The following is a 25,958-nucleotide window of genomic DNA, read 5'->3' as shown; positions in this document are numbered from 1 at the left end:
GGCATGCTGTTCTATATGCCGATTTATCAATGATGAAAGTCATACGAAGCGCCTCACAGTGAAAGAAGCGACCACCCGACCGTGAATTTTGATTTCTTTCTGTTCATCGGTGTTCAGGGTGAAGGTTTCGTAATGATGGTTGTCAGAAATAATTTTCAATGAACCACAAACCAATGGCTCTACTCTCTTAATAAAAAGGCAAGGACGACCAAATACGTCCATCGTATAAACATAAATGCCAGGGGTAAGCGCACGGCCACCGCAATCAACGAAAGCGACTACCTCACAAGGTTCGATGGTTGGCTGCATTGAGTCACCTTCCATCCTGCAGCTCTGAACGCGGTTACCAAAGTCATTAATATTGTCTGAACCGAACAGCACTTGAGGGGGTTTTATTGGCTGATTAATCGCGATAGCGTTTTGCATTTTCATTTCCTCAGGGTGAGTTTTTCCCCACCCTAAAAGGTGTTAATTATTAATAATTGACTTAATTAGTTAGTTAAATAGCAGAGAACATTTTTTTAATGTCAGGATGGTCATCAATGATTTTTTTAGCATCAGCACATGCTTCATCGTATGACTTAAAAAAATCAACCAAGACGAAATAGTTATCGATGCGTTCGTAAACGGCGAACTCCATCTCACCAACAAACGTTGTATTAAATTGATAATTAAATCCTTTCTCACAAGGCTGCACAGCATAGCAATAAGACCAGTGCGAATTTGCTGCTTTGAGCTTGGCGTGAATATCAAATTCCATGCTGTTTGGTTTTGGTAGGGAGGTTGTGTTCATCTCATTGGCTCCGTTGTTTGCCGATGAATGAATACTACAAAACGTACATATTTATGTCTATACAAATCGTACATTTATTTGAGTGATTTGTACAAAGTGTATGAATATTAAAAGGAAATAAATTACATGATGTGAGGTTTTGTGGGGAAACAAAAAAGACCGCAATTAAAGCGGTCTTATAGTAAAAATGGTGTTATTAGAAAGTATCTTCAGGCCACTGGGCTGTTATAACCCTTCCGATGATTCTGCAGTCCTCGTTGCAAGGAATGCTTTGATAGCGAGGGTTTGGATTGAGAGGCTCCAGCCATGGCTGACCATCTTCACGAACATATCGCTTGAATGTAACTTCTGAATCGTTGTGAATAGCCGCCACGCAAAAATCACCATGATCAACAACCTCTGAAGGATCAACTAAAATGAGCATTCCTTCCGGAAAACTAGGCCTTGTTCCTTGAGGAGCAGTCATTGAATGTCCGCTAACTTCAAGCCAAAACGAACTGGGGCCTGCTTTCTTGGTCGAAGCAACCCATTGCAAAGAATCGCGCTCAGTTAACGCTGTACCTTGAGCAAACTGACCAGCCTGCAATGTTGTGAAAAGAGGATACTCATATTGCTGCTTCACTGGAGGATGAGTTAGATCGTCTGCAACTGTAAATGTCCCGTCAGGATTTAAAGTGGCTCCAGAAATTTCCAGTATTTTGAATATCGTACCTACCTCTGCTAACGAAGGGCTTCTCCTCCCGTTAAGCCAATGCCCCATTGCTCCCTGAGTTACACCCATCTTCTCAGAGAGTTCTGCTTGGGTCATACCAAGCACAGCTAGTCTGGCTTTAGCCAGTTCGTTCCAGTGTTTTTTCATGATCTAAATGATACACCTTGTGTAGTTTACCTCAATGCACAATATGTACAATTTGTTTGATTATTTAAACTACATAATGTACATTAAATTCTCCATAAGGAGGAATCATGAACAACCTTAGAGAATTGAGGCGATCGCTTCATCTTACCCAGCGGGGCTTGGCTAATGAAATTGGTCAAACGATTAGTTCTATTGGCCATTACGAATCTGGAAGGCGAACTCCTGATATTAAAACATGCCATCATTTGGTAGAGGCATTAAGTAAAAATGGGAAAAAGTTATCTATCGAGGATATTTTCCCCCCAATCATTGGAGAGTGACATGCCACGACATTATTGCGTTAGCGAACCTTTACTGGTGGCTGAATTCAGTAACGAAGATGAGTTGGCGGGTGTCGCATGAGCATGGAACTGATGGTTAAAGCAATGAAGGTCAAGGTGGGAAATCCACTGCGTAAGCTCGTGCTACTGAAGCTTGCAGATAATGCTAGTGACTATGGCGAGTGCTGGCCGAGCTATCAACACATCGCTGATCAGTGCGAAATCAGTAAGCGATCTGTGATGAATCACATTGATGCTTTGTGTGAATGCGGCCTGGTAAAAAAAGAACTTCGCCCAGGGCCAAAAGGCAACTCAAGCAATGTCTATCGCCTTGATTTTAGTAGTGCAGGAGATTCACTAGGGGGTAGTGCAAATCGTTCACTACCTGGTGCAGCAGATTCACCCCGTAGTGCAGGAGATTCACTAGGGGGTAGTGCAGGAGCTGCACCCAGAATCAGTCACTCTTTTGAACCAGTCAATGAATCAGTCATAGAACCTAAATATAACGGTTCATCTGATAACCATTCTGAAAATCGCTCTTCCAAAGAGAACTATTCCAACGAGTTCGAGCAGGCATGGCAGGCATACCCTAAACGTAGCGGTGGAAATAACAAGCTAAGCGCATTCAAAGCTTGGAACGCACGTATTAAGCAGGGCGTTCAACCAGAGACGATGTTGGCTGGTGTCAAACGCTATGCATCCTTCATGGCTTCTGAAGGAAAGATCGGTACCTCATTTGTTAAGCAGGCTGCGACGTTCTTCGGACCGGACAGGCATTTCGATGAAGCATGGTTGGTAGAGACTCCAGCTGTCAAAGCCCCTACTCGACAAGAGCAGTCTCGTTACGAGTGGTACGCAAAGTCTGATGACGGCTCTGCCGAGGTGTTTATCAATCAGTCAGCGATCGATCGCATGAACCGTGGCGGGTATCGCCCATGAAGTTACTCCTCAAGCGTGTGCTGGTGGCCGGATATAACCACGGCGTTCTGCGCGAGGAATTCGTGACGTGGTGCTTTATCAATTTTGATTTACGGAGTGTCTGATGACCCCTGCTGAACTATCAGAAAAACTATGGGATAACGCCGAGCGCGTCGCTAAATTTCTCCTTCCGAAAGGACATCTGGAGGGGAAAGAGTGGTGTGCCGGCAATACTAACGGTGACTCAGGAAAAAGCCTCAAGGTTAATATCGGTGGTAAAAAGTCATGGGCTGATTTCGCCAGTGGTGACAGCGGTGATCTGCTAGATCTCTGGGTGCTGGTGCGTAACTGTCAGCTGCATGACGCCATGCGAGAAGCGAAGGAGTTTCTTGGCCTGAAAGACGATGACCACCACTTCGAAGCGAAGAAAAAAACGTTCTCGCGTCCGACGAGGAAGGGCGTTAAATCGGCCAGCAAATGCTACGACTATCTTGCTTCGCGGGGCATTACCCGTGAAACGGCAGATCGTTTTAAAGTGACAGACGCGGTGGTCTGGTACCACGAAGAAAACCGCGAGGTACCTGCTGTAGCATTCCCGTACATTCGGAACGGTGAACTGCTGCAGGTAAAACGTATTGGTACCGAACGGCCAAACGGCAAAAAGCTGATCATGGCTGAAGCTGATTGTGAACCATGTTTGTTTGGCTGGCAGGCGCTGGATAAAAACACCCGGCTGGTAGTGCTGTGCGAGGGTGAGATTGATTGCATGACCTTCACGCAGCTTGGCTATGATGCCCTGTCTGTTCCCTTTGGCGGCGGTAAGGGGGCCAAACAGCAGTGGATTGAATACGAGTATCACAACCTCGATCGCTTCCAGGAAATCTGGCTGTGCCTGGACAACGACGATGTAGGCCGCGAAGCTGCAAAAGAAATCGCCAGACGTCTTGGTGAGCATCGTTGCCGCATGGTTGAACTTCCGCACAAAGATATCAACGATTGCCTGATCAACGGCATGGACAGCGACTCCATTCTGGAATACATGGAGCGCGCTAAATTCTTCGATCCCGATGAGCTTTGCTCAGCAGGGGATTTGCTTCAGGAAACTATCGAGGCATTCGAACATCGGGATACTGGCCTGTTTACAAGCCCATGGGCTTCGCTGAACAACAACTTTAAGTTCCGTGCCGGTGAGCTGACCCTCGTCAATGGCGTGAATGGGCATGGCAAAACAGAGCTCGTTGGACATATCGCGATTGATGCGATGAGTCAGGGGGTCAGGACCTGTATTGCTTCTCTGGAGCTTAAACCAGGCAAAATGCTTGCCCGACTCACGCGGCAAACCATCTGCACCTCCTCACCGAAGCGTGAAGAAATCGTTATGACCAACGAATGGTTTTCTGACCGCCTTTGGGTATTCAAACTCACTGGAACGGCCAAAGCCGACCGGCTTCTTGAGATTTTTGCCTATGCCCGGCGTCGCTATGGAATTGAGCTGTTCGTCATAGATAACCTGGCAAAATGCGGACTGGATGAAGAAGACTACACAGGTCAGAAAGACTTCATCGACACCCTTTGCGACTTCAAGAACGAACATAACTGTCACGTCCTGCTGGTTACCCATGCAAGGAAAACAAACGACTCCGCTCCAACCGGAAAGATGGACGTAAAAGGCACCGGTGCGTTAACGGATATGCCCGACAACGTGATGGCCGTCTGGCGCAATATTCCCCGCGAGCTGGCGCAGAGAAAAGCGGATCGTATGGGTTATGAGAGCCTCGACAAAGACGAACAGACCGCAATCAATCTTCCCGCGTCAATGATTCGTTTGTTGAAGCAGCGAGAAGGGGAAGGGTGGATCGGTGACATCGGAGCTAATTTCGACTCTCGCTCTCACCAGTTCCTGGAAGGCGAGAAAAAACCATTTAACTACCTGGTCGGTAAGCCGCAAAGCGAGCTTGATCTCGAGTGGGAAGCCAGCAACGTGACGAGGGTTTGAGATATGGAACTTGAAGGATCACTAAAACATTTTAGCCCTCAGGGTATGCACATCAGTGACGACGTCAAAGGGACCTCACCAGACCGCCTTACAGGAACAGATGTTATGGCTGCTATTGGTACCACCAGCAGCCGAGCGCGGTTTGGTCTGGCTGCCTTCTTTGGTAAGACCGGAATCAGCAAAAGCGATGAGCAGTTGGCTGTGCAGGCTCTGGCACGTCATGCAATGGAATCAGCGCCTAGGAATGTACGCAAAGCTGCAGCAGGCGAGCTTGGCTGGTGTATGCTGGTGCTTGCACAATTCGCCTTTGCCGAATACTCCCGTTCAGCGGAAACCAGCGTGACGTGTCACAGCTGCAGCGGCAGCGGATTAACCTCTCAGTATGAGGATGTGATCAAGCATCCTGGTGTCTTCAACTCTGACGGAATGGAAATCGTACCGCCGAAAATCAAGCACGAACTGCTCAAGCGTAAATGCGCGGCATGTAACGGTAAAGGTGAGCTGCTGGCACGATGCCGTTGTGGTGGTAAAGGTGAGGTGCTCGACCGCAAAGCCACAAGCGAGCGCGGTGCGCCGGTGTTTAAAACCTGCGAGCGCTGCAGCGGAAATGGATTTTCTGGGGTGCCGTCTACTGCAGCCTATAAAGCGATACTGAAGCGAGTTCCAGATCTGCACGTTAGAACGTGGACCCGTAACTGGAAACCGTTTCTGGAGGGGCTTGTCGACGTCTGCTACAGAGAAGAACAAAAAGCAAACTTGGCGTTTCAGGACGCAACGAGCTTTCGTGATGATGTGAGCAAAATTTAGCATATTAGCCACATTAAGCTTGATTTTGTCCGAACTTGTCGTGTATGCTTCAAATCGTAGGTTATTGCGCCTGCACGAAATCAAACCCGCCTCCGAGCGGGTTTTTTTATCTACAGCAAGGTATTTACTCATCTCATTTGATATGTTGTGTTTTTTCTACTGAGGGTCAGTTGATGAGCACAGATGAAAGCCTGTTAAGCAAGATTCAAGAAGTACGGATCGTTGAGGATGTTGAGCAAGTCAATTTGGGTCTTTCTAAAGGCTGGGTAATCCTAATGATTACCGAAAACACCACGATCTGGGAAGACGGTAGCAAAAGTAGTCGGGTTGCATATCATATGGGAAAACCTCAAAGACTACCTGTATAAAAATTTAACCCTGCCTATTGGTGGGGTTTTCTCATTATCATCCAAATGTCATACTGTTACCTTTAGCATGTTAAAAAGGCTTTCATATGACATCGTTTAATGATTTCAAAGAGAAACGGGCACAAGTTAAGCTTGCTATTGAAAAACATGATGAGCAACTCCGAAGTGTGTTCCGCGAATTTATGAGTCAATATATTGCTTCTTTTGATTTTCCTGCCGAGAGTTTTGTTGATGGCAAAGGGAATCAACGTAAGTATGTGAGTATTTTGTCAAAAGGTATACTCAGCGATGCTGATTCTTTAAATGTTCATCCTCATGATGGTATTATTGTAAGTGTAAATACAGTCCTTGATGATTCATCTAAAAATGATATAAGGGTTGAGTCATTTACAATCAATATTCGTCTCGTCAATGGCCTAATAACTTTTGTTGTGACAGGTATGGGCTTTTTTGATGAAAAAACATTTTCAAGCGTGAGCGGCAAGGATAAATATGTAGACGTAATTGATTATATCAAGTCTGTCTTTCTAGATAATATCCTTAAAGATTACCCAGGTTCTAACCATTCTCCCGCTGAGTAGCTATTTTATGATGTTTGGCTGGATGTATGGCAAGCATAAAACCATCGATATTGCGTGGTTAGTTTGACTTATGTATCATCTCGCTCCCGGCCCTTTAGCTCAGTTGGTTAGAGCGTGCGACTCATAATCGCCCGGTCGCTGGTTCAAGTCCAGCAAGGGCCACCAGACCGCCACTAGCTCATCGGGAAGAGCGGCAACTAAATGTTGTAGTACGAGGTTCGAGGCCCCGGTGGCGGACCAATGCCGACTTAGCTCAGTAGGTAGAGCAACTGACTTGTAATCAGTAGGTCACCAGTTCGATTCCGGTAGTCGGCACCATAATGCGGGCATCGTATAATGGCTATTACCTCAGCCTTCCAAGCTGATGATGCGGGTTCGATTCCCGCTGCCCGCTCCAGTTAAAGCTTTTCGGTCTGCGATGATGGGATACCCGGAGTGACTGAAAAGCGACCCAGTTTTGAATGGGCGCTGCTTTTCGCAAAATTGCTGTGTGGAAATACTGACCCTTGGGTTCAGCGCTCATCCAAAAGCATCTCGTCGAAATCCAACTAACCGGGGTGGTTTGTTGGATGAGGTGCCTCAAATTCAAATAGCCTCGCCATTGTGCGAGGCTTTGTTGCTTATGTGCAATCTGTAAGTTAGCCTGCTGGTTTATTAGCTTTGCATCATAAGGAATGAGATGAGCTTCAGTTGGGTTGATATCCTTATTGCAATATCAAGCTGGGCTGCCATGGTTGGAGCTGGGTTTGCAGTAATTGTCACGATCATTGTGACAACATTACACAAGGGGCAGTGGTCTATTGAGCAATGGCGATATGCAGGCATTGCATTTGTTTGTGGCTTCGTCCTGACTTTCCTGGTTGTGCCGATGATAATCTATACGAGGTAGTGGTAAAACGCTCAACAAGGTCGCTTAGGCGGCCTTTTTATTACCTAAATTATTCGGCGCACAATATGAGCCGATTATAAGAGACATTCGGCTCACTTATCCGCTTTCATTGCCTGCACGCTGAAATACCCATACTATGTATAGTGAAATCGTATAACTCTGAAAGTCATGGAGGATTTATGGGGATGATATTGCTGCCAACGTACTTTGTGCTGGCTGTCATTTTCATTGTGGTCTGTGTGCTGGTAATTAAATCTGCGAATAATGGCGGGGCAGGCAAGCTCATCTCGGCACTCAGTTTGGTCGTGGTAGGTGGAGTTATTTTCTGGTATGTCGTATACCCGTTTTTAACTGGCCATTAAACAATAAATTTCTACACAAGGTCGCCATTCGGCGGCCTTTCTTATTTCAGGCCCCGGGAACCATCCTCGACATGCCTTGTTGTTAAATCGTCCCGAGGGCCTGATCCCTTACTACAAACAGCACCCCGTTCTTTCGGAGGTGATATGGCTAAACGTATGCAAGATAAAGAAAGCATTGCCGGAGTGTCATGGCTGATTGTCCTTGCTCTGTCATGCTGGGGCGGCCTAGTCCGATACCTTATTGACGTGAAGCAGAACAAAGCCACCTGGAGCTGGATCAACGCGCTGGCGCAAATTGCAGTGTCCGGCTTTACCGGCCTTATAGGTGGATTGATCAGCGTTGAAAGCGGGCTGAGCCTTTACATGATTCTGGTTACGTCAGGCATTAGCGGGGCGATGGGCTCCGTGGCACTGACGTACTTCTGGGAACGACTCACGGGGATGAAGAATGCAAACCAATAAATTCAAATTCTCCCAGCGCAGCGAAAGTAACCTTAAAGGCGTCAATCCTGACCTGGTGAAGGTGATCCGCCGCGCGCTGGAATTAACTCCAGTCGACTTCATCGTTATCGAAGGGCTGAGAACGCAGGCCAGGCAGAAAGAGATGGTCGCCACCGGGAAATCTCAGACGATGAACAGCCGTCATCTGACTGGTCACGCTGTCGATATCATCCCGGTCAACACCACCTGGAAGGTTGAAGAGTTTAAGCCTCTACTCAAGGCAGTTAAACAGGCTGCTGATGAACAAGGTCTGAAACTCCGCTTCGGCATCAACTGGAAGAATGACCCGACGCTGCCGATTGAAACAAGATTCATCGACGCGCCTCATATTGAGATCCCCGCATGAACATCAGCCTGAAGTCGCTGATTGTGCCGGGAGTGATTCTATTTTTGGTGCTGGCATCATGGCTATTTTACGGAAGTTATCAGAGTGAGAAGAAGCGTGCTGATGATGCGGAGCAGAGTCTGGCACTGGCCGGCGCCACTATCAAAGACATGCAGAATCGCCAGCGTGATGTCGCTGCACTGGATGCCAAATACACGAAGGACTTAGCTGATGCGAAAAAGCAGCTTGATGATCTGCAGCGTTGTGTTCGCGATGGTAAGTGTGGGCTGCACGTCAACACCAGATGTCCCACGAACGGAACGATCAGCACCGGCGGCATGGGCGATGCTACCAGCCCCAGACTTACTGACTCCGCTGAACGGGATTATTTCACCCTCAGAGAGCGAATCAGCACCATCACCGGGCAAGTGAGCTACTTACAGGACTACATTAGGCAGCAATGTTTGAAGTGAATGGCCGCTAGACCTAGCCAGCCATTTTAAAGAGTCAACCAACGGTTAATGTGGAAAGCAAATGTGAAGTTTTCCCAGAGCTGTTAACAGTGGTTTCGTTGTAAGGGAATTCCCCCGTATACTCGCTATTTGCAGGAGGGGTCATTTTGTTAATCAGTGCAGCTTCTGCGCGCACCCGATCGTCTTTTCCAGTAATAGTAGCGACGGAATAGCAGAGCGTCTCACCGACCATTAAATGTTCTTTCCAGTCACCCAGCCTGTCGTGCGTGGCCACTCGGGATCGGACGTTCGATGATTCGCCGATGTAAATCAGCTTACGAATTTCGAGAGTTGTCTTGGAACCATCAGTAACAGCTTTGCATGCGTATACGCAGTAGATTCCTGACTGATCTGGAACGCCACTCTTATTGACTTCACGCCAATACCCATCAAATTTCAGATCAATTGTTTTACCAGTCATTTATAGCTTTCCTATAATCACGCCAACAATAGCGTAATAGGGAAGTGGGGGAATTAATCCAAGTTACAATGAGTAAGTGGTATTTCAATGACTTGCGTCATAATTCTCTTATTAATTATAGAAAATATATGTTTTTTTCTTGATGACCACCATCATGATAGTAGGACGCTCAGTCATTGAATCGAAGGTTGCTTGTTACTCTGGTCGCCTTTACAGCAGTCATTCCTAAGTGTCTGCAAAAATGATTTATCACAGGGCTTCTGGAGGGTATTCTGAACTATCCATGATAGTGAGGAGGTTTCTGTGGTAAAAGATTTAGAATACATGAAGGGCATGCTCGGGGTCTTTTTGGCGGCTAAAACACCTTTTATTTCGACAAAGGAATTAGCTAGCGCAGGGTATGCCATCGACTCTAATGAAGGGATGTTCCATTATCTACTCCTTATTGAACAAGGGTATATTAGCAATAGAGATTTAGTAACAAATGATATTTCTAAGCTTGGCTACATGCGCCATCGCGGCTTTATGATAGATATTGGTACAGACGTGCGTCTATCTGCGCAGGGGCAAGAATTTGCCCAAGCATTAAATGAACCTACTGTTTTTGAGAAGTTAAGATCAATGAGCGACGCTCCCTTGAGCACAATCAAAGATGTTGGGGTGGAGCTTACAAAAGCCTATTTAAAGAAGAAATTTGGCCTTGAGTAAATTTTATATCTTCACTAACTGAAAAAATTTAGTGATGGTTATTTGCAAATAATATCTCTAGCCACTGGCATTTGCTGGTGGCTTTTTTATTGCGCATCGCACGCGCAGATCTAAGAGAGTCTTTCGGCAGTTAGCCTGGGTAAACCGCTAACTTTCGGCGGCTTTGCCGTGCGACAGGCTCACGCCTAAAAGGAAAATCAAATGCAGGTCACTATTGATGGTGTCCCGTATGCACCCGCCTGCGCAATTTCATCGCGGATCGGCATTGCAATATCCACACACCAGCGCGCTGACGTTCTGAAACGAGCGCTCGAACAGCACATGAAGCACCTGCCAGCCGGTGCGCTGGTGGTGGTAGTCGATGATGGTTCAAAACCTGCCGCGGTAGTTCCCAACGGCGTGCAGCTGCTTCGCCATGAAACATCACTCGGCATTGTTGCTTCGAAGAACGCCAGCCTGTCAGCCCTGATGGATGCCGGGTGCGAGCATCTTTTTTTATGGGATGATGACGCCTGGCCTATCGCTGATAATTGGCACTTGCCTTACATCGAATCACCTGAGCCACACTTGGCTTACCAGTTTCTCGATCTGGCTGGTCCACGAAAGATTAACGATATGACTGTTCTGTACCGGGACGATAAGCATATTGCTTACACCGGGCAGCGCGGCGTGATGCTGTACTACCACCGCAGCGCAATTGATAAGGTTGGCGGGTTCGATCCAGTGTATGGCCGGGGCATGTACGAGCATCCTGATCTGGCGCTTCGCATTCATAATGCAGGCTTAACGTCTTGGGCGTTCGCTGACGTGGTTGGCTCTGAAAAGCTGATTCACTCAATGGACGAGTACGAAGAAGGTGCGCGCAGCATACCGAGGCCTGAACGTGAAGCGCTCGATAAAAAGAACGCTGTGATTTATGGGCAGCGCCGGGATTCAGGATATACAAGCTATGCCGAGTATCGATCTCAGCGCGACGTGGTTATCACTACATTACTGACTAGTCAGCCTGACCCTCAGCGCGGCACGAAAATGACGGCCTCGCCTGACATGCTGAGCAAATGGGCGGTATCGCTGCGTAAGTGTGGACGTATTGCGCTGGTGGATGAACTGCAGACAGCCCCGGCAGACGTTGAGCTGTACCGCGTTCCTGACGTGAAGATGAATGTCTACTTCCGGCGCTGGCTGCATATCTGGCAGCACCTGCGCGATCATCCTGAATACCGGTTCGTCTGGTGTACTGATGGTACCGATGTCGAAATGCTTCGCGCGCCGTGGGAAGAAATGCAGCCCGGGAATGTTTACGTCGGTTCCGAACCGAAGACTTACGCCGACACCTGGGCAAAGCAGAATCATCCTGAGCGTATATATCAGGAGTTTATTGAAGCGCACCGCAATAATGTGATGCTTAACGCTGGTCTGCTGGGTGGCGGCCGCGCTGATGTAATGGCGTTCGCTCACGGCATCATCCGTCTTTACTACCGGATCGAAAGTTATCGCTTCTGGAAGAAAGAGCAGGCTGGCGCTGCGGTGGGTGACATGTTGGCGTTCGGTATTGTCGCTCATTCATTCTCAGGAAAAGTGATTACCGGACCTCAGGTCCATACCGTTTTTAAAACTGATGGCATCGGCAAAGATAATGCCTGGTGGAAACATAAATAGAGAGGGTTGACTATGAAAGTTGAGATAAAAAATGGTGGTGAAGTAATCTGGACTAGAGATTCAAATTCGTTAGAGGGAATAGCTTCTCGGGGGTACTTAAAGGACGGCACACAGCAAAAAATAATTACCGCCCTTGAGGATGCTCTTAGTCAGGCTAAGGGCGAATTGCTATGCTCTGATGACGCTGATGCCATGACGAACATTGGCACTTCCGCCGCCTAAATCCAGTACCACATTCCACTCCCCGCTATGCGGTGCAGTAATTCTAGCAGGGAGCATTTTGTAAAAACCCCCATGGTACTGAAAGCGATTCCCGCTTCTGTAATTATTGAAATTACTATCAGTGAGAATCATGATGTTGCATTGATGCGAGCAATCTACAACAACGGTATCACCTTGATTCAAATGCATTCTTTTGTGCAAAAAAGACATTTCATTTCCTTATCAGAGGTAATCAGCCATTCCTCCGTGCCAGAGTGCGCCAGTGTCCCACCACTGACGGGCTGAATGCTTACATTAACCAGGGTTAAAGCGAAGCAACACCCTGATATTCAAACAGTAGCCGCCATCGTGCGGCTTTTTTATTGGAGATTCGCTGGTGGCTGAAGACATAAAGTTTGTGGTGGTCGGCCATCACACCCGCTTAGGGCAAGCGCAACGACTTGCTGAGCTTTTGGATGCTCATCTGCTGGTTGATGATGATAACCATGGTGCGAACTGGAATCATCGGCATGCCATTGAGTGGGCCGCTGAGCAGCCATGCCGGGTAGTGGTGCTGGAAGACGACGCGCTGCCTGTTCCAGATTTTATTGAACGAGTTGGTGAATGGCTTAATGGTCTCCCGGAATCGTTGGTGAGTTTTTACTTGGGCACTGGCCGTCCACCTCAGTATCAAATGCAGATAGCTGAACGGCTGATTGTTGCGGATAAGACTCAGGCTGACTACATCACACTGCCGCGGCTGATACACGGCGTTTGTTATAGCGTACCCCCTCAGCATATTGAACGAGTCCTTTCTCGATGGGATAGCAGCAAGCCTGCTGATTATGCCGTTGGTGATGCTTATGGCGGCGCAGTGGTTTATCCGTGTTACTCGCTGGTGGATCATGCGGATGGTGTGCCTGTTGAGCGTCACCCTGATTCAGCGCAACGAATAGAACGCCGCCGAGCGTGGCGAATAGCCTGAAAAACCGGCCAATTGGCCGGTTTAATTAGTTTTATCTTTTGCTGTCTGGAGTCCGTTTAACTGGTACCCATGTTGCACCAGGTTTAGAAGTTGGTGGTGCAGTATGGTTATCAGGAATGGTTGTGTAGTTATCGGTTTGGCCGCCACGCGGACCGCGCTCACGATATACGCCGCCATCGCGTCCACTAGACTGGCCAGGTTTCAAACCCATAAATACCTCCACGATATCAGCCACAAAAGTGTGGCAAATACACTTTGCAGGAAGATTCACCGTTTTCAACGTGGCGATGACTCAATTTTTTAGGAGTGTTAATGCCATCACAAATACCAAGGGCATGCCGCAAGCGTGGCTGCCCTGGCACAACCATCGACCGCTCAGGCTATTGTCCCAAACACCTTAATGAAGGCTGGCAGCAGCATCAGCGAGGACAGAGCAGGCATCAGCGAGGTTATGGCAGTAAGTGGGACAAGCTGCGCCCAATCGTTCTCGACAGAGATAAACACCTCTGTCAGGAATGCCTGCGAAATGGAAGGTATACACCTGCTGAGACAGTGGACCACATCACCGCCAAAGCAAATGGGGGGACCGATGACCTGTCAAACCTCGAAAGCCTCTGCAAGCCCTGCCACAGGGCGAAGACAGCGGTGGAAAGATTCAAATGATATCAATTCTCATTTGAATCGACCAAGGGGGAGGGCGGGTTGAAAGTTCAGGAACGACGCGCCAAAGGACCGCCGCCTAACCTCTTTTCACATCGCCGCAGGTTAGAAAACTTTTTTATGGGGTCCCCCATTCGATGATTAATAGGAGTTTTCGATTATGTCTGGACCACCGAAAACCCCGACCCATCTACGTTTGGTGAGGGGTAACCCATCAAAACGCCCGATCAATGAGAACGAACCAAAACCCCCTTCAGGGGTACCCCCAACGCCGAAGCATTTCGACAAGCAGGGGAAATACTGGTTTAAACGGATGGCCGACGAGCTTGATGCTATCGGTGTGATGTCTCAGCTGGACGCAAGAGCCCTTGAGCTGCTGGTTGAGGCTTATACCGAATACCGGCATCACTGCGACATGCTTGAAGTTGAGGGCTACACCTACCGGACCGAAACGCAGAGCGGGGATGTGCTGATCAAGGCTCACCCGGCGGCCATCATGAAAGCTGATGCCTGGAAACGTCTGCGCGCCATGCTCGGTGAGTTTGGCATGACGCCAGCCAGCCGCTCTAAGGTGAATGCCAAAGGTCATGATGCGGTTGATCCGCTTACTGAGTTTATGAAAGCGAGGGATTAATGGCTAAGGTTGCAGAAGGCATCCGCTACGCCGAGAGGGTGGTGGCGGGGGAAATTATTGCCTGTGAGTATGTGCGCCTTGCCTGCCAGCGTTTTCTTGACGATCTGGCACACGGCGAAGAGCGCGGTATTTTCTTCAGTGAGCCGCGGGCGCAGCACATTCTGAATTTCTATAATTTTGTGCCTCACGTAAAAGGCGCGCTGGCAGGCCAGCCTATTGAGCTGATGGACTGGCATGTTTTCATCCTGATTAATATTTTTGGTTTTGTTATCCCGCTGGTTAACGAAGATACGGGGGAAACCGTCCTGCGTAACGACGGCAGCGGTCGGCCGGTGATGGTTAGGCGTTTCCGTACAGCAGATGTTGAGGTGGCCCGTAAAAATGCCAAATCAACACTTTGCTCCGGCGTGGGGCTCTATATGGCTGGCGCTGACGGAGAGGGCGGGGCGGAGGTTTATTCCGCTGCAACCACCCGTGACCAGGCGCGAATTGTTTTTGAAGACGCGAAAAATATGGTCAAGAAGGCGAAAGCCACTCTTGGGCGAATCTTCGAATTCAACAAGCTCGCTATCTACCAGGAGCAAACTGCCTCCAAATTCGAGCCTTTATCATCAGATGCGAACAACCTCGACGGCCTGAACATCCACTGCGCCATCGTCGACGAGTTGCATGCTCATAAAACCCGTGACGTCTGGGACGTTCTGGAGACGGCCACAGGCGCGCGCCTGCAATCGCTGCTTTTCGGTATCACCACTGCCGGTTTCAACAAAGAAGGTATCTGTTACGAACTACGCGATTACGCAATCAAGGTCATGCGCGGCCTGGTTAAAGACGATACGTTTTTTGCCATCATCTACACCTTAGATGAAGGTGACGATCCCTTTGATGAAAAAGTCTGGCAGAAGGCGAATCCGGGGCTGGGTATCTGTAAGCGCTGGGATGACCTGCGCCGCCTGGCTAAAAAGGCGAAAGAGCAGGTTTCGGCCAGGATTAACTTTTTCACCAAACACATGAATATCTGGGTTACCGCTGAGTCTGCCTGGATGGACATGATGAAATGGGAAAAATGCGAGTTTATCGCACCGCAGCACGAACTTAAAACCTATCCCTCCTGGGTGGGCGTTGACCTTTCAAACAAAATTGATATCTGTGCAGCCGCTAAAGTCTGGCGCGCGCCAGGTGGCCACGTTCATGCGGATTTTAAATTCTGGCTGCCGGAGGGACGCCTTGAGAAGTGTTCACGCCAGATGGCAGAGCTCTATCGTAAGTGGGCCGAGATGGACAAGCTGATCCTTACCGACGGGGATGTAATCGACCATGCTCAGATTAAGGAAGAGCTGCAGGTGTGGGTTGCTGGCGAGAGTCTGAAAGAAATTGGCTTCGACCCGTGGAGTGCGACGCAGTTCAGCCTTGCGCTGGCAGAAGAAGGGCTGCCGCTGGTGGAAGTGCCGCAGACGGTTCGCAATTTCTCTGAGGCGATGAAAGAGGTCGAAGCACTGGTATACGGTGGCCGCTTCCATCACAGCGATCACCCGGTAATGAACTGGATGATGTCCAACGTAACCGTCAAACCTGACCGGAACGAGAACATTTTCCCGAACAAGTCCACACCAGAGGCCAAGATTGATGGCCCGGCGGCATTGTTCACAGCAATGAGCCGCGTTCTGGTTAACGGTGGCAACGACCAGCAGGATCTCTCCGGATTCTTCAATAATCCCATCATGGTAGGTTTCTGATGAAAAAAAACAAACCGCCAGGCAGGGTGAAAAGCGCTCTGCTTAACTGGCTCGGTGTGCCTATCAGCCTGACTACCGGCACGTTCTGGGAGGAATGGTTTGGCACCAGCAGCAGCGGAAAGGTGGTCACGGCCGATAAAGCCATCCAGCTATCGGCTGTGTGGGCATGCGTAAGACTGTTAAGCGAGTCTATTTCAACCCTTCCGCTGAAAATATACGTTCGACAGCCTGACGGTTCGCGTAAAGCGGCAACCGATCATCCGGCCTATTCGATACTGTGCCGCCGACCCAATTCAGAAATGACACCATCACGCTTTATGTTGATGGTGGTGGCCAGTATTTGCCTGCGCGGGAACGCCTTCATTGAGAAGAAGTTCATCGCAAACCGACTGGTTTCGCTGGTGCCTTTACTGCCGCAGAACATGGTGGTTAAACGTCTCACTACCGGGGCGCTGGAATACAAATACACTGAAAACGGTAACGAGCGCGTCATTCCGGTCAAAAACATCATGCACATTCGCGGGTTCGGTCTGGACGGTGTTTGCGGCATGATGCCGATGAAAACAGGCCGGGATGTGATCGGTTCAGCAATGGCGGTTGAGGAGTCTGCTGCAAAGATATTTGAACAGGGGCTTCAGAGTTCAGGTTTTCTCTCGGCTGAGAATGCGCTGTCTGACGAACAACGTGAAAGACTTCGCAGCTACATGGCTGCATTTACCGGTTCAAAAAACGCCGGGAAAATAATGGTACTTGAAGGCGGTCTGAAGTATCAGGGCGTCACCATGAATCCGGAAGACGCCCAGATGCTGGAAAGCCGCTCTTTCAGTATTGAGGAGATCTGTCGCTGGTTTCGCGTTCCACCTTTCATGGTCGGTCATACCACGAAGCAAAGCAGCTGGGCATCAAGCCTGGAAGGTATGAACCTGCAGTTCCTGACTCATACACTTCGACCGCTGCTGGTGAATATTGAACAGGAAATTGGCCGTTGCTTACTCGACAGCGATGACGAAGTGTTTGCTGAATTCTCTGTTGAAGGTCTACTGCGAGCCGATAGTGCAGGTCGCGCGGCATACTATACCAGCGCGCTCCAAAATGGCTGGATGTCCCGTAATGACGTTCGTCGTCTTGAGAACATGCCGCCAATTGAAGGTGGCGATATTTACACCGTTCAGCTCAACCTGACGCAACTGAAAAATCTCGAAAGCAGCAACCCTGCTGTTCAGGCACTGGCCCTGCGAGAGCTTCATAACCACGTATTTCCCGATATTTCCTTTGAACAATCTCCGCTGAAACAGGCCGCTTAGGAGCACTTTCCTGATGAGCAAAAAACAACTTCCGGTAGCACCGGCGGGTCGCCCCTGCGCGCGCGTTACCTGTGAAACATTACCGTCCGCACTGGACCGCTGGGACGGCGGGATCAAAGCGGCGGCCACCGACGATAACAGCATTTCTGTTTTTGATGTTATCGGGCAGGACTACTGGGGCGAAGGGGTAACAGCTAAACGTATTGCCGGTGCGCTTCGGGCTATGAACGGTGCCGACGTCACGGTGAATATCAACTCGCCGGGCGGCGACATGTTCGAAGGTCTGGCTATTTATAACCTGCTCCGCGAATACGAAGGCGGTGTAACGGTGAAGGTGCTGGGCATTGCCGCCAGCGCCGCCTCGATAATTGCGATGGCCGGGGATGATATTCAGATTGGCCGCGGTGCCTTTCTGATGATCCACAACTGCTGGGTATACGCGATGGGAAACCGCCATGATTTTGCAGAACTGGCACAGTCACTGGAACCTTTCGATACCGCTATGGCTGACATCTACGCGGCGCGCTCCGGCCTTGATATGGCCGCTGTGAAGAAGCTGATGGACGCGGAAAGCTATATCGGTGGCAGTGATGCTGTGGCGAAGGGGCTGGCAGACAGCCTGCTTTCTGCTGATGCGGTCAGCGACGGCGACGAATCGCCCGCAGCCGCGCTTCGCAAACTTGATGCATTGCTGGCCAAGACCAACACCCCGCGCTCTGAGCGCAGAAAACTCATTAAAGCCTTATCCGGTGGCATGCCTGGCGCTGTCACCACCAACGACGGTACGCCGGGCGCTGCCGAAGACATCAAACCTGAAACCATCAATTCACTTGAAAGCGCCCTGGCGGCGTTAGTCAAATAAGGACCCTTTATGTCTGAAGTAAACGATATTCTGAAAAAAGTCACGGCCAGCATCGAAGAGGCAACCGGCAAGTTCAATGCGAAAGCAGAAGACGCGCTCAAAGAGGCGCAGAAATCCGGCAAGCTGTCAGAAGAAACAAAGGCAGCCGTTGATAAAATGGCTTCTGAGTTCAACGCCCTGCGCGAAGCAGAAAAAACGCTGAAGGCTGCGATGGGGGAACTGGAGCAACATGTTGCTCAGATGCCGCTGGCTAACGCGAAGCATGTTGTGGAGTCAATCGGCCAGCAGGTGATCTCTGCTGAAGCGCTGAAAACCTTTGCAGCAGGTGTTGAAGGTGGCAAACGTATCAGCATCCCTGTGAAGGCTGCCCTGACTTCGGTGGATGTGCCTGATGGTGTTGTGGAGCCACAACGCCTGCCGGGTATTGATACGGCACCGAAACAGCGCCTGTTCATCCGCGATCTGATTGCTCCAGGTCGTACTTCCTCCTCTGCTATCTTCTGGGTGCAGCAGACGGGCTTTACCAATAACGCGAAAGTGGTTCCTGAAAACACGCAGAAACCATACAGCGAAATTGAGTTTACGCCGAAAATCACTGGCGTCAGCACCATTGCCCACCTGTTCAAAGCCTCTAAGCAGATTCTGGATGACTTCGCACAGCTGCAGTCCACCGTTGATGCCGAAATGCGCTACGGGCTGAAGTACGCAGAAGAGCAGGAAATTCTCTTCGGTGATGGTACCGGCGTGCATCTGCATGGCATCGTTCCTCAGGCGTCAGCGTTTGATCCAGCGTTCACTGTTGAACAGCAGAGCGGTATTGACGATCTGCGTCTGGCAATGCTGCAGGTGCAGCTGGCGCGCTTCCCGGCTTCCGGTCATGTCCTTCATTTCATTGACTGGGCGCGGATCGAGCTGACAAAAGACAGCCTGGGCCGCTACATCTTGGCTAACCCTGCGGCGCTGACTGGACCGACTCTGTGGGGCCTGCCGGTTGTTGCCACCGAAGCAGCAGCATTCCAGGGTAAATTCCTGACCGGTGCTTTCAACGCAGGCGCGCAAATCTTCGACCGCGAAGATGCGAACGTGGTGATCTCCACAGAGAACGCCGACGACTTCGAGAAAAACATGCTCACCATCCGTTGCGAGGAACGTCTGGCGCTGGCCGTCAAACGCCCTGAGGCATTTGTATACGGTGCATTCCGCACTGGCGCTGGTAGCTGATGAAATAGCGGCCTTCGGGCCGCTTTTACAGGTGGGAAAATGAAACTGATTGCACTTAAACCGATTTATTTCGGCGGTACCGTCGTTACTGAGGGGCTTCCGCTGGAAACTCTGGAACAGCACGGTCGCGAGCTCATCAAAAAAGGCTATGCGATGCTTGATGAATCAGAAAATCCTGCAGAGCAGGAACAGCAGCAGGAACAGCAGCAGGAACAGCAGCAGGAACAGCAGCAGGAACAGCAGCAGGAACAGCAGCAGGAACAGCCGGAAGTAAAAGCGGACAAGAAGGCGAAAAAATAATGGTCGACCTTGATGTGGTGAAACAGCACTGCCGCATTGATACCGATTTTTCCGGAGACGATGCCCTGCTGACTTTATACACCGGTGCGGCGGCGCGTTACGTCCAGACATGGACAAGGCGAACGCTCTATGAAAACCAAAGCTCCCCTGGCTACGCAGACGACCCGGACCCGATTCTACTGAATGATGATGTTAAAGCGGCCATGTTATTGCTGATAGGTCACTGGTATGCCAACAGAGAATCAGTTGCCGTCGGTCAGACCGTTGCAGAGGTCCCGTTTGCAGTTGAAGCCTTGCTGCAGCCATACCGAATTTACGGGGTATAGGAGGACTTTATGCAGGCCGGAAGACTGAGAGACAGGGTGGTGGTTCAGAACATCACAACATCCAGAGATCCTTCTGGTCAGCCTGTTGAAACATGGCATGACGGCGCAGAAACCTGGGCAGAAGTAAAGGGCATTAGTGGGCGCGAGCTGGTAGCCGCTGGTGCTGAAACCGCAGTCGCCACTATCAGGGTATGGACACGATTTCGTAGCGATATAACTGCTGCGTCCAGACTCAGGGTTATGACTGGCGCGTTCAAGGGTGCCATTTTAAATATCATTGGTCCGCCAATCCCTGACTCTCGTGGTATTCAGCTCGAAATTCTTTGCAAACAGGGTACCGAAAAATGATTGAGACGAGCCTCGATTTTTCCGGGTTAAATGACATCGCAAAGGATCTGGAGGCGCTTAGCCGCGCTGAAAACAACAAGGTCCTGCGTGATGCCACGCGCGCTGGCGCCGAAGTGCTTAAGGAAGAAGTGATCGCCCGCGCGCCGGTACGTACCGGGAAACTGAAAAAAAACGTGGTGGTGGTGACCCAAAAAAGCCGCCGCCGCGGGGAAATATCTTCCGGTATTCACATCCGTGGCCGCAACATGCGAACCGGTAATAGCGACAACACCATGAAAGCCAGCGATCCGCGTAATGCGTTTTACTGGCGATTCGTAGAAATGGGTACCGTTAACATGCCGCCGCACCCTTTCATTCGTCCCGCGTTCGATGTTCGCCAGGAGCAGGCGACGGAGGTCGCGATCAGGCGCATGAACCAGGCCATTGACGAGGCATTAAGCAAATGACGGAAGACGATCTCTATCCTCTGCTGGCGCCGCTGGCCGGAGGGCAGGTTTATCCCTACGTTGCGCCGCTCGGCAATGACGGGAAGCCTTCAATCTCGCCGCCCTGGGTAATTTTCTCAATTATTACCGACGTGGCCGCTGACGTTCTCTGCGGTCAGGCTGAATCAGCCGTTTCCGTGCAGGTTGATGTTTATTCCAGCACCATCACTGAAGCGCGCACGATCAGGAATATGGCGCTTGATGCCCTGCAGGTGCTGAAGCCGGGAAGTATTGTAAAAACGCCGGGCTATGAGCCTGATCTGCGCTACCACCGGGCAACGCTCGAATTTCAGGTAACCGTTTAACTTTACCCACCATAACAGACCGCTCCGGCGGTCTTTTTTTAACTGGAGAAACCATGACCAGTAAGTATGAAGTCACAAAGGGGATGACCTTTGCCGTCTCCGACGCACCCGTAACCGCCGAGGATTTTAACGCCTCAGGTTTCCCGGGTGCTGGTGTTACCTGGCTGGAAGCAGCCTGTGCAACAAAGGAGATCACCTTCACCGGCGGGCAGAAAGGGGATATCGATGTCACCACGCTTTGTTCAACCGAACAGGAGCAAACCAACGGCCTTGCTGCGCCAGCTGAAATGAGCATCACCCGTAACTGGGTAGGCGATGAGGCTGCACAGGAAGCACTCCAGACCGCCTACGAAAATGACGAACTGCGTGCGTTGCGCGTGGTATTCCCGTCTGGCAACGGTTTCTACGTGCTGGTTGAGGTACGCCAGAGCTCATGGTCTGCTGCAACCTCTTCCGTTGTTGGCGCTACCTATTCTCTGCGTGTACGCGGCAAACCTAAACGCATCTACGCGTCTGGTTCCTGAGCGGCTTCGGCCGCTTTTTTTATCCCTCCAATCATGTAACAAGAGAAAAATGAAATGCCGCAAAAAACATCACAGAATTCACTACGCAACGTGGCGCTTACTGCATCGAAAGCCTACCGCACCAAAGACGGTATTGCCGTCCCTGAATGGGATGGCGTAAAGGTCACGCTGCGCGAGCCCTCTGGCGATGCCTGGGTGAAATTCCGGGAGATCGTTAATCCTCAGCTCGCCGAAGGCGAAGAGCCACCGACGTTGACGGAGGCGGAAAAGTTTCTGCGTAACAAAAAGGCTGATGTGGTTCTGTTTATTGACGTTCTGCTGGATGAAAACGGCGAGCGCGTATTCAGCGACGAGGACCAGGAGCTGGTATCTAAAATCTATGGTCCCGTACACTCCCGCCTGCTGGCTCAGGCCCTCAACCTCGGCATGAGTCAGGAAGAAGCGGGAAAGCCGTAAAGCAGCCGCTGACCTTCTTCCTGATGTCGCTGGCACTCCGGTTGGGGCGTACTCTCCACGAACTGCGCCAGACCATGACCGCCAGCGAGCTCAAAATGTGGATCGAGTTTGACCGCATCAGTCCGATTGGTGACTGGCGCGCCGATGCACAGGCGGCGCAGATCTCCGTTGCAATGCTGAACTCTCAGGGGGGGAAATTCACCATTCCTGATGTGATGCTGAAATGGGGGGAAAAGGAAGAAGGCGTTGAAGTCTCTGAACTTGAAGAATGGATGTCCAGTCTTTGATGCCCGCGGCTGCGGGCTTTTTTATGGGTGAAATATGGCAACGCTGCGCGAGCTAATCATCAAAATTTCGGCGAACTCTTCTTCTTTCCAGTCAGAGATCGCCAGAGCGTCCCGCATGGGAACGGATTACTACCGCACCATGGAACAGGGCGGGAAAAAAGCTGCAGCGGCCACGCGTGAAACTCAGCGGTCTTTGGCTGACCTTAATTCTCAGCTTGCAACTGTGCGCTCCTCTGCTGCCGGGCTTGCAGGTGCGTGGGCTGGTGCATTTGCCACGCATCAGCTGGTTCAGTTTGCCGATACATGGAACCAAATGAATGGGCGCTTGCGGCTGGCATCAACTTCTACAGAAGATTTTGCTGCAGCACAGCGCACTCTGATGGACATAAGCCAACGCACAGGCACATCGCTTACTGCCAACTCGAATCTATATAGCCGTATTGCTCAGTCCATGCGATCAGCTGGTTACGCTTCTGCAGAAGTAGCGAAAGTTACCGAAACTGTCGCAACATCCCTGAAGTTATCAGGGGCCAGCACAGAAGAAGCCAGCTCCGTTATCACTCAGCTCAGTCAGGCGTTAGCGTCTGGTGTTTTACGTGGCGAAGAATTTAACTCCATCATGGAGAACGGGGGAAGGCTGGTAAAACTGCTGGCTGATGGCTTGGGTACCACTGTTGGCGGTTTGCGTAATATGGCCAACAATGGCGAGCTGACTACAGATAAGATCGTTCCGTTGCTGACCAACGTCGAGATCCTGCGCAAAGAGTTCGACACTCTCCCGGCATCAATCAGCGGATCTGCACAGAAAGTACAAAACGCCTTTCTCGCCTGGGTCGGCGGTGCGAACGATGCCGTTGGTGCATCCTCCGCGCTTTCCGGCGTGCTGGATGGTCTGGCGAATAACATCGATGATGTGGCTAACACCGCAGGCATTCTGGTTGGTGTTGGGCTGGCCCGTTATTTTGGGAATATGGTCGGCAGTGTTGGGGAGTCCACACGGGCTGTGCTCGCTAATACGGCCGCAGAAGTCGCGCTGGCGCAGGCTCAGGTTCGCGGCACTCAGGTTAGCGTTGCTGCTGGTCGCCAGGCTGTTTACCGCGCTCAACAGGCGCGCGCAGCGGCGACGAGTATTGAGGCTCAGATTGTCGCTGAGCGTAATCTTGCTGCTGCTCAGGCATCACTGAATACGGCGCTTGCTGGCAGGACTTCTGCAGTTAACAACCTCACCAATACAGCCTCGGTCATGTCACGGCTGGGTAGTGGGGTGCTGGGTATTCTCGGTGGATGGCCTGGAGTTATTATCGGTGCCGGTGCGGCGATGTATGGTTTGTATCAGCACACCCAGCAGGTGCACAAGGAGGCGGTTGGCTTTGCCAATAATCTGGATGAAATAAACGGTAAGCTGCAGCAGATGTCGGTGCTGGGGCTGCGCTCTACTGCTGCCGATGCCCGTACATCGTTACAGGCACAAATGCAGGACCTAGCCGCTCTCGATTCACAAATTGCGAAAGTGAAAGACAGCCTGAAGGCGGTTGACCAAATCCAGCAGGACTACAACCGTCACCCGGCGCTGACTCAGATCAATACCTTCATGGATCAGGCCGATATCACGGCCAAAAACGTTGAGCTTACCGACAAGCTGAACCAGCTGGAGTACCAGCGGGAACAGGCAGCGTCAAAGGTTGAGCAAACGCAGAAGCTGGTTAACGATGCCAGTGATAAGGCAACACAAAAGGCTATTGAGCAGGCTGGTGCCGTTTCAATCCTGAAAGGTGCGTATGACCTGTTAAACCGCTCGATGTCAGCGACTGCTGGCGCCAAGCCACCACAGTATGCCGGGCCAGTTGTCTCTCTGGCGAACGCAACACCTCAGCAGCAAACCGCGCTTGAGCGCTCACGCCGCGATAACGAGCTGTCCAGCCTCAGCGGCTTAGAAAAACTCCATCAGCAGCACGTCTATGAAGCTGAAGATTTGAAGCTGACGGGGGCTCTTTATACCCAGTACATCTACAACAAGGATCAGGCAGCCAAAAAGGATGCGGCAGCAGCAGAGGCCAAAAAGACTTCCACGGCTGCCTCGAGTGCGCAGAGTAAAGCCGAGCGTGAAGCGGCCAGCACCGCTGAGCAGTATTCCCGTAAGATGGCCGATCTAAGCGTGGCTATTGATGTGCAGCGCGTGCGAGCAACGGAGGGCGAAAAAGCCTCAGATCTTTATGCTGCTTCCCATCAGGCAGGCACTAAATGGACGGATGAGCAGCGCAGGGCTATTCAGGCATCGTCTACAGAACTGGCAAAGTGGACTCAAAAAGCTGATGAGAACGTGCGCAAGCAGCGCGAACAGGCTGATGCCCTGAAGGATTTAACTGAAGCTGCCAAGAAGTTCAGGGACGAGGCGACGCTGACAACCGAAACCAGAGGAATGAGTGATCGCCAGCGCAGCCGGTTCGATGAAACGCAGCAGATTGACCGTGTTTTTGCCAAAACTGACGGTGGTACCGAAGCAATCGCACAGCGTGCGGCGGCTCTCGATGCGCTGGACAAAAAATATAAAGCAATCGCAGCTTCTGAGGCTGACTGGACTGCAGGCGCCGAGAAGGGATTTAAAAACTGGTTTGATACCGCTTCTGATTATTCCTCACAGACAGCAGACCTTGTGAACAACTCAATGACAGGTCTTATCGGAAATATTTCCGATGCTTTATCAGGCAATAAAGTTGACTGGGAGGATTGGTCGAAATCGGTACTGGCTTCTCTGCAAAAAATTATCCTCAACGCAATGTTGGTCAATTCGTTGAAGTCTGCAGGAGGCGGGGGACTGTTCGGCTCTCTTGGTGGTCTTTTTGGTGGGGGTGATGCAACCTCTGCAGGAAGTACACCATCAGGCGCATATTCCGGCGCAGCCAGCGGACTGAAGTTTGCCAAAGGCGGCGTCTTTGATTCCCCAAACCTTAGCCATTTCAGTAATTCGATCATTTCCAGCCCGACGATGTTCAAATTTGCCAAAGGCGATGGATTGATGGGGGAAGCTGGCCCCGAGGCTGTTATGCCACTAACTAGGACACCAAATGGCACTCTTGGCGTGAGGATGGTCGGCACTACAGCTGCTGGAGGCGGAGGAAATGACATCCATATTACCCAGCATATCAATGTCTCAGGTAACGGTGACGCCGCGCTTAACCGTGCCATGCAGGAGGCTGCGCGTCAGGGAGCTGCCGATGGTGCTAAAAAAGCGCGTCAGGACATGCTGAGTGATTTTCAGACGAACGGTCAGGCCAGGAGGATGCTTGGCGTTTAACTAAGGAGTG

General features: G+C 50.7%; 34 protein-coding genes and 3 tRNA genes. 31 read left to right on the top strand and 6 right to left on the bottom strand.

Annotated elements, in window-relative coordinates; all coding sequences use genetic code 11:
- Positions 1-39: 39 nt before the first annotated feature.
- The 3 genes from RVY89_RS13670 to RVY89_RS13660 all read right to left on the bottom strand — a co-directional run bounded on the left by RVY89_RS13670 (position 40) and on the right by RVY89_RS13660 (position 1,652).
- On the bottom strand, positions 40-426 hold the full coding sequence (locus tag RVY89_RS13670) for a S24 family peptidase (RefSeq protein WP_484825625.1): 387 nt from the start codon (positions 424-426) through the stop codon (positions 40-42).
- 73 nt (positions 427-499) lie between these two features.
- On the bottom strand, positions 500-793 hold the full coding sequence (locus tag RVY89_RS13665; RefSeq protein WP_474483331.1) for a hypothetical protein: 294 nt from the start codon (positions 791-793) through the stop codon (positions 500-502).
- 196 nt (positions 794-989) lie between these two features.
- Positions 990-1,652, bottom strand: coding sequence for a LexA family protein (locus RVY89_RS13660; protein WP_008499354.1), 663 nt, complete (start codon positions 1,650-1,652; stop codon positions 990-992).
- A gap of 107 nt (positions 1,653-1,759) precedes the next feature.
- Here RVY89_RS13660 and RVY89_RS13655 point away from each other — a divergent pair, with 107 nt between their 5' ends.
- From RVY89_RS13655 to RVY89_RS13600, 12 genes are all read left to right on the top strand, one after another.
- Complete coding sequence (locus RVY89_RS13655; RefSeq protein WP_484825624.1) at positions 1,760-1,972, top strand: helix-turn-helix transcriptional regulator; 213 nt, start codon at positions 1,760-1,762, stop codon at positions 1,970-1,972.
- A 78-nt stretch (positions 1,973-2,050) separates the two neighbouring features.
- Positions 2,051-2,911: a helix-turn-helix domain-containing protein gene (locus RVY89_RS13650; RefSeq protein ID WP_484825623.1), complete on the top strand. Its 861-nt coding sequence runs from the start codon at positions 2,051-2,053 to the stop codon at positions 2,909-2,911.
- Positions 2,912-3,014: 103 nt separating this feature from the next.
- Entirely contained in the window at positions 3,015-4,886 is a 1,872-nt protein-coding gene (locus RVY89_RS13645) for a toprim domain-containing protein (RefSeq protein WP_484825622.1), read from the top strand.
- Positions 4,887-4,889: 3 nt separating this feature from the next.
- Entirely contained in the window at positions 4,890-5,693 is an 804-nt protein-coding gene (locus RVY89_RS13640; RefSeq protein ID WP_484825621.1) for an antitermination protein, read from the top strand.
- Positions 5,694-5,866: 173 nt separating this feature from the next.
- Positions 5,867-6,061, top strand: coding sequence for a hypothetical protein (locus RVY89_RS13635; protein WP_102790075.1), 195 nt, complete (start codon positions 5,867-5,869; stop codon positions 6,059-6,061).
- Positions 6,062-6,147: 86 nt separating this feature from the next.
- Positions 6,148-6,642, top strand: coding sequence for a hypothetical protein (locus RVY89_RS13630; protein ID WP_484825620.1), 495 nt, complete (start codon positions 6,148-6,150; stop codon positions 6,640-6,642).
- Positions 6,643-6,730: 88 nt separating this feature from the next.
- A tRNA-Ile gene (locus RVY89_RS13625) sits at positions 6,731-6,807 on the top strand.
- Between the two features lie 77 nt (positions 6,808-6,884).
- Positions 6,885-6,960, top strand: a tRNA-Thr gene (locus tag RVY89_RS13620).
- 4 nt (positions 6,961-6,964) lie between these two features.
- Positions 6,965-7,039: transfer RNA gene (locus tag RVY89_RS13615), tRNA-Gly, on the top strand.
- Between the two features lie 1,010 nt (positions 7,040-8,049).
- Positions 8,050-8,355: a phage holin family protein gene (locus RVY89_RS13610; RefSeq protein WP_122008274.1), complete on the top strand. Its 306-nt coding sequence runs from the start codon at positions 8,050-8,052 to the stop codon at positions 8,353-8,355.
- Complete coding sequence (locus tag RVY89_RS13605) at positions 8,342-8,740, top strand: M15 family metallopeptidase (RefSeq protein WP_484825619.1); 399 nt, start codon at positions 8,342-8,344, stop codon at positions 8,738-8,740. The genes RVY89_RS13610 and RVY89_RS13605 overlap by 14 nt, the downstream gene beginning before the upstream one ends.
- A complete protein-coding gene (locus RVY89_RS13600; protein ID WP_484825618.1) occupies positions 8,737-9,192 on the top strand; it encodes a lysis protein in 456 nt (151 codons plus the stop codon). Before RVY89_RS13605 ends, RVY89_RS13600 begins: the two co-directional genes overlap by 4 nt.
- A 34-nt stretch (positions 9,193-9,226) precedes the next feature.
- Here the strand turns inward: RVY89_RS13600 and RVY89_RS13595 are convergent, their stop codons facing one another.
- Positions 9,227-9,652 (bottom strand): GIY-YIG nuclease family protein, encoded by a 426-nt coding sequence (locus tag RVY89_RS13595; RefSeq protein WP_484825617.1) that lies wholly within the window; start codon positions 9,650-9,652, stop codon positions 9,227-9,229.
- Between the two features lie 303 nt (positions 9,653-9,955).
- On the opposite strand from RVY89_RS13595, the gene RVY89_RS13590 reads away from it, so the two are divergent.
- From RVY89_RS13590 to RVY89_RS13580, 3 genes are all read left to right on the top strand, one after another.
- The gene (locus RVY89_RS13590; protein ID WP_484825616.1) at positions 9,956-10,360 is read left to right on the top strand and encodes a hypothetical protein; all 405 of its coding nucleotides are present in this window, start codon (positions 9,956-9,958) and stop codon (positions 10,358-10,360) included.
- A gap of 201 nt (positions 10,361-10,561) precedes the next feature.
- Positions 10,562-12,019, top strand: coding sequence for a glycosyltransferase family 2 protein (locus tag RVY89_RS13585; RefSeq protein WP_484825615.1), 1,458 nt, complete (start codon positions 10,562-10,564; stop codon positions 12,017-12,019).
- A 12-nt stretch (positions 12,020-12,031) separates the two neighbouring features.
- On the top strand, positions 12,032-12,241 hold the full coding sequence (locus RVY89_RS13580) for an Rrf2 family transcriptional regulator (RefSeq protein ID WP_484825614.1): 210 nt from the start codon (positions 12,032-12,034) through the stop codon (positions 12,239-12,241).
- Here the strand turns inward: RVY89_RS13580 and RVY89_RS13575 are convergent.
- Entirely contained in the window at positions 12,188-12,430 is a 243-nt protein-coding gene (locus RVY89_RS13575) for a DUF1883 domain-containing protein (protein ID WP_248171396.1), read from the bottom strand. The genes RVY89_RS13580 and RVY89_RS13575 overlap by 54 nt on opposite strands.
- 184 nt (positions 12,431-12,614) lie before the next feature.
- Here RVY89_RS13575 and RVY89_RS13570 point away from each other — a divergent pair, with 184 nt between their 5' ends.
- Positions 12,615-13,205 (top strand): hypothetical protein, encoded by a 591-nt coding sequence (locus RVY89_RS13570; RefSeq protein WP_484827940.1) that lies wholly within the window; start codon positions 12,615-12,617, stop codon positions 13,203-13,205.
- A gap of 31 nt (positions 13,206-13,236) precedes the next feature.
- On the opposite strand, the gene RVY89_RS13565 is transcribed toward RVY89_RS13570, so the two are convergent.
- A complete protein-coding gene (locus tag RVY89_RS13565; RefSeq protein ID WP_072031907.1) occupies positions 13,237-13,416 on the bottom strand; it encodes a hypothetical protein in 180 nt (59 codons plus the stop codon).
- A gap of 101 nt (positions 13,417-13,517) precedes the next feature.
- On the opposite strand from RVY89_RS13565, the gene RVY89_RS13560 reads away from it, so the two are divergent.
- From RVY89_RS13560 to RVY89_RS13490, 15 genes are all read left to right on the top strand, one after another.
- Entirely contained in the window at positions 13,518-13,868 is a 351-nt protein-coding gene (locus tag RVY89_RS13560) for an HNH endonuclease (protein WP_484825613.1), read from the top strand.
- A 157-nt stretch (positions 13,869-14,025) separates the two neighbouring features.
- On the top strand, positions 14,026-14,499 hold the full coding sequence (locus RVY89_RS13555) for a phage terminase small subunit P27 family (RefSeq protein WP_484825612.1): 474 nt from the start codon (positions 14,026-14,028) through the stop codon (positions 14,497-14,499).
- Positions 14,499-16,235 (top strand): terminase large subunit, encoded by a 1,737-nt coding sequence (locus tag RVY89_RS13550; RefSeq protein WP_484825611.1) that lies wholly within the window; start codon positions 14,499-14,501, stop codon positions 16,233-16,235. The genes RVY89_RS13555 and RVY89_RS13550 overlap by 1 nt, the downstream gene beginning before the upstream one ends.
- Positions 16,235-17,539 (top strand): phage portal protein, encoded by a 1,305-nt coding sequence (locus tag RVY89_RS13545; protein WP_484825610.1) that lies wholly within the window; start codon positions 16,235-16,237, stop codon positions 17,537-17,539. Before RVY89_RS13550 ends, RVY89_RS13545 begins: the two co-directional genes overlap by 1 nt.
- 13 nt (positions 17,540-17,552) lie before the next feature.
- On the top strand, positions 17,553-18,401 hold the full coding sequence (locus tag RVY89_RS13540; RefSeq protein WP_484825609.1) for a head maturation protease, ClpP-related: 849 nt from the start codon (positions 17,553-17,555) through the stop codon (positions 18,399-18,401).
- Positions 18,402-18,410: 9 nt separating this feature from the next.
- The gene (locus RVY89_RS13535) at positions 18,411-19,622 is read left to right on the top strand and encodes a phage major capsid protein (protein ID WP_063846376.1); all 1,212 of its coding nucleotides are present in this window, start codon (positions 18,411-18,413) and stop codon (positions 19,620-19,622) included.
- Positions 19,623-19,661: 39 nt separating this feature from the next.
- On the top strand, positions 19,662-19,922 hold the full coding sequence (locus RVY89_RS13530) for a DUF7210 family protein (RefSeq protein WP_063923373.1): 261 nt from the start codon (positions 19,662-19,664) through the stop codon (positions 19,920-19,922).
- Positions 19,922-20,248: a head-tail connector protein gene (locus tag RVY89_RS13525; protein ID WP_040091735.1), complete on the top strand. Its 327-nt coding sequence runs from the start codon at positions 19,922-19,924 to the stop codon at positions 20,246-20,248. Before RVY89_RS13530 ends, RVY89_RS13525 begins: the two co-directional genes overlap by 1 nt.
- Positions 20,249-20,257: 9 nt before the next feature.
- The gene (locus RVY89_RS13520; protein WP_252035062.1) at positions 20,258-20,596 is read left to right on the top strand and encodes a phage head closure protein; all 339 of its coding nucleotides are present in this window, start codon (positions 20,258-20,260) and stop codon (positions 20,594-20,596) included.
- On the top strand, positions 20,593-21,042 hold the full coding sequence (locus tag RVY89_RS13515) for an HK97-gp10 family putative phage morphogenesis protein (protein WP_061382654.1): 450 nt from the start codon (positions 20,593-20,595) through the stop codon (positions 21,040-21,042). Before RVY89_RS13520 ends, RVY89_RS13515 begins: the two co-directional genes overlap by 4 nt.
- Positions 21,039-21,386: a tail completion protein gp17 gene (gp17, locus tag RVY89_RS13510; protein ID WP_484825608.1), complete on the top strand. Its 348-nt coding sequence runs from the start codon at positions 21,039-21,041 to the stop codon at positions 21,384-21,386. Before RVY89_RS13515 ends, gp17 begins: the two co-directional genes overlap by 4 nt.
- Positions 21,387-21,439: 53 nt before the next feature.
- Positions 21,440-21,910, top strand: coding sequence for a phage tail tube protein (locus RVY89_RS13505; RefSeq protein WP_000202242.1), 471 nt, complete (start codon positions 21,440-21,442; stop codon positions 21,908-21,910).
- Positions 21,911-21,964: 54 nt separating this feature from the next.
- Positions 21,965-22,366, top strand: a complete 402-nt coding sequence (locus RVY89_RS13500) for a phage tail assembly chaperone (protein ID WP_484825607.1) — start codon at positions 21,965-21,967, stop codon at positions 22,364-22,366.
- Positions 22,367-22,389: 23 nt separating this feature from the next.
- Entirely contained in the window at positions 22,390-22,653 is a 264-nt protein-coding gene (locus RVY89_RS13495; protein ID WP_484825606.1) for a phage tail assembly protein T, read from the top strand.
- Positions 22,654-22,687: 34 nt separating this feature from the next.
- A complete protein-coding gene (locus tag RVY89_RS13490; RefSeq protein WP_484825605.1) occupies positions 22,688-25,948 on the top strand; it encodes a phage tail tape measure protein in 3,261 nt (1,086 codons plus the stop codon).
- Positions 25,949-25,958: the final 10 nt, after the last annotated feature.

Source organism: Enterobacter sp. 3U4 (assembly GCF_057224565.1).
Note: the sequence above shows the minus strand (reverse complement) of the source record. Positions and strands in the feature narration are given on the sequence as shown.

Coding starts and splice junctions, on each gene's coding strand:
- RVY89_RS13575 (WP_248171396.1), bottom strand. CDS start 12,430: ATGCATTTGAATCAAGGTGATACCGTTGTTGTAGATTGCTCGCATCAA.
- RVY89_RS13545 (WP_484825610.1), top strand. CDS start 16,235: ATGAAAAAAAACAAACCGCCAGGCAGGGTGAAAAGCGCTCTGCTTAAC.
- RVY89_RS13560 (WP_484825613.1), top strand. CDS start 13,518: ATGCCATCACAAATACCAAGGGCATGCCGCAAGCGTGGCTGCCCTGGC.
- RVY89_RS13540 (WP_484825609.1), top strand. CDS start 17,553: ATGAGCAAAAAACAACTTCCGGTAGCACCGGCGGGTCGCCCCTGCGCG.
- RVY89_RS13535 (WP_063846376.1), top strand. CDS start 18,411: ATGTCTGAAGTAAACGATATTCTGAAAAAAGTCACGGCCAGCATCGAA.
- RVY89_RS13565 (WP_072031907.1), bottom strand. CDS start 13,416: ATGGGTTTGAAACCTGGCCAGTCTAGTGGACGCGATGGCGGCGTATAT.
- RVY89_RS13550 (WP_484825611.1), top strand. CDS start 14,499: ATGGCTAAGGTTGCAGAAGGCATCCGCTACGCCGAGAGGGTGGTGGCG.
- RVY89_RS13595 (WP_484825617.1), bottom strand. CDS start 9,652: ATGACTGGTAAAACAATTGATCTGAAATTTGATGGGTATTGGCGTGAA.
- RVY89_RS13490 (WP_484825605.1), top strand. CDS start 22,688: ATGGCAACGCTGCGCGAGCTAATCATCAAAATTTCGGCGAACTCTTCT.
- RVY89_RS13600 (WP_484825618.1), top strand. CDS start 8,737: ATGAACATCAGCCTGAAGTCGCTGATTGTGCCGGGAGTGATTCTATTT.
- RVY89_RS13495 (WP_484825606.1), top strand. CDS start 22,390: ATGTCGCTGGCACTCCGGTTGGGGCGTACTCTCCACGAACTGCGCCAG.
- RVY89_RS13655 (WP_484825624.1), top strand. CDS start 1,760: ATGAACAACCTTAGAGAATTGAGGCGATCGCTTCATCTTACCCAGCGG.
- RVY89_RS13580 (WP_484825614.1), top strand. CDS start 12,032: ATGAAAGTTGAGATAAAAAATGGTGGTGAAGTAATCTGGACTAGAGAT.
- RVY89_RS13520 (WP_252035062.1), top strand. CDS start 20,258: ATGCAGGCCGGAAGACTGAGAGACAGGGTGGTGGTTCAGAACATCACA.
- RVY89_RS13650 (WP_484825623.1), top strand. CDS start 2,051: ATGAGCATGGAACTGATGGTTAAAGCAATGAAGGTCAAGGTGGGAAAT.
- RVY89_RS13670 (WP_484825625.1), bottom strand. CDS start 426: ATGCAAAACGCTATCGCGATTAATCAGCCAATAAAACCCCCTCAAGTG.
- RVY89_RS13660 (WP_008499354.1), bottom strand. CDS start 1,652: ATGAAAAAACACTGGAACGAACTGGCTAAAGCCAGACTAGCTGTGCTT.
- RVY89_RS13630 (WP_484825620.1), top strand. CDS start 6,148: ATGACATCGTTTAATGATTTCAAAGAGAAACGGGCACAAGTTAAGCTT.
- RVY89_RS13635 (WP_102790075.1), top strand. CDS start 5,867: ATGAGCACAGATGAAAGCCTGTTAAGCAAGATTCAAGAAGTACGGATC.
- RVY89_RS13605 (WP_484825619.1), top strand. CDS start 8,342: ATGCAAACCAATAAATTCAAATTCTCCCAGCGCAGCGAAAGTAACCTT.
- RVY89_RS13500 (WP_484825607.1), top strand. CDS start 21,965: ATGCCGCAAAAAACATCACAGAATTCACTACGCAACGTGGCGCTTACT.
- RVY89_RS13610 (WP_122008274.1), top strand. CDS start 8,050: ATGCAAGATAAAGAAAGCATTGCCGGAGTGTCATGGCTGATTGTCCTT.
- RVY89_RS13515 (WP_061382654.1), top strand. CDS start 20,593: ATGATTGAGACGAGCCTCGATTTTTCCGGGTTAAATGACATCGCAAAG.
- RVY89_RS13665 (WP_474483331.1), bottom strand. CDS start 793: ATGAACACAACCTCCCTACCAAAACCAAACAGCATGGAATTTGATATT.
- RVY89_RS13645 (WP_484825622.1), top strand. CDS start 3,015: ATGACCCCTGCTGAACTATCAGAAAAACTATGGGATAACGCCGAGCGC.
- RVY89_RS13505 (WP_000202242.1), top strand. CDS start 21,440: ATGACCAGTAAGTATGAAGTCACAAAGGGGATGACCTTTGCCGTCTCC.
- RVY89_RS13525 (WP_040091735.1), top strand. CDS start 19,922: ATGGTCGACCTTGATGTGGTGAAACAGCACTGCCGCATTGATACCGAT.
- RVY89_RS13530 (WP_063923373.1), top strand. CDS start 19,662: ATGAAACTGATTGCACTTAAACCGATTTATTTCGGCGGTACCGTCGTT.
- gp17 (WP_484825608.1), top strand. CDS start 21,039: ATGACGGAAGACGATCTCTATCCTCTGCTGGCGCCGCTGGCCGGAGGG.
- RVY89_RS13585 (WP_484825615.1), top strand. CDS start 10,562: ATGCAGGTCACTATTGATGGTGTCCCGTATGCACCCGCCTGCGCAATT.
- RVY89_RS13640 (WP_484825621.1), top strand. CDS start 4,890: ATGGAACTTGAAGGATCACTAAAACATTTTAGCCCTCAGGGTATGCAC.
- RVY89_RS13555 (WP_484825612.1), top strand. CDS start 14,026: ATGTCTGGACCACCGAAAACCCCGACCCATCTACGTTTGGTGAGGGGT.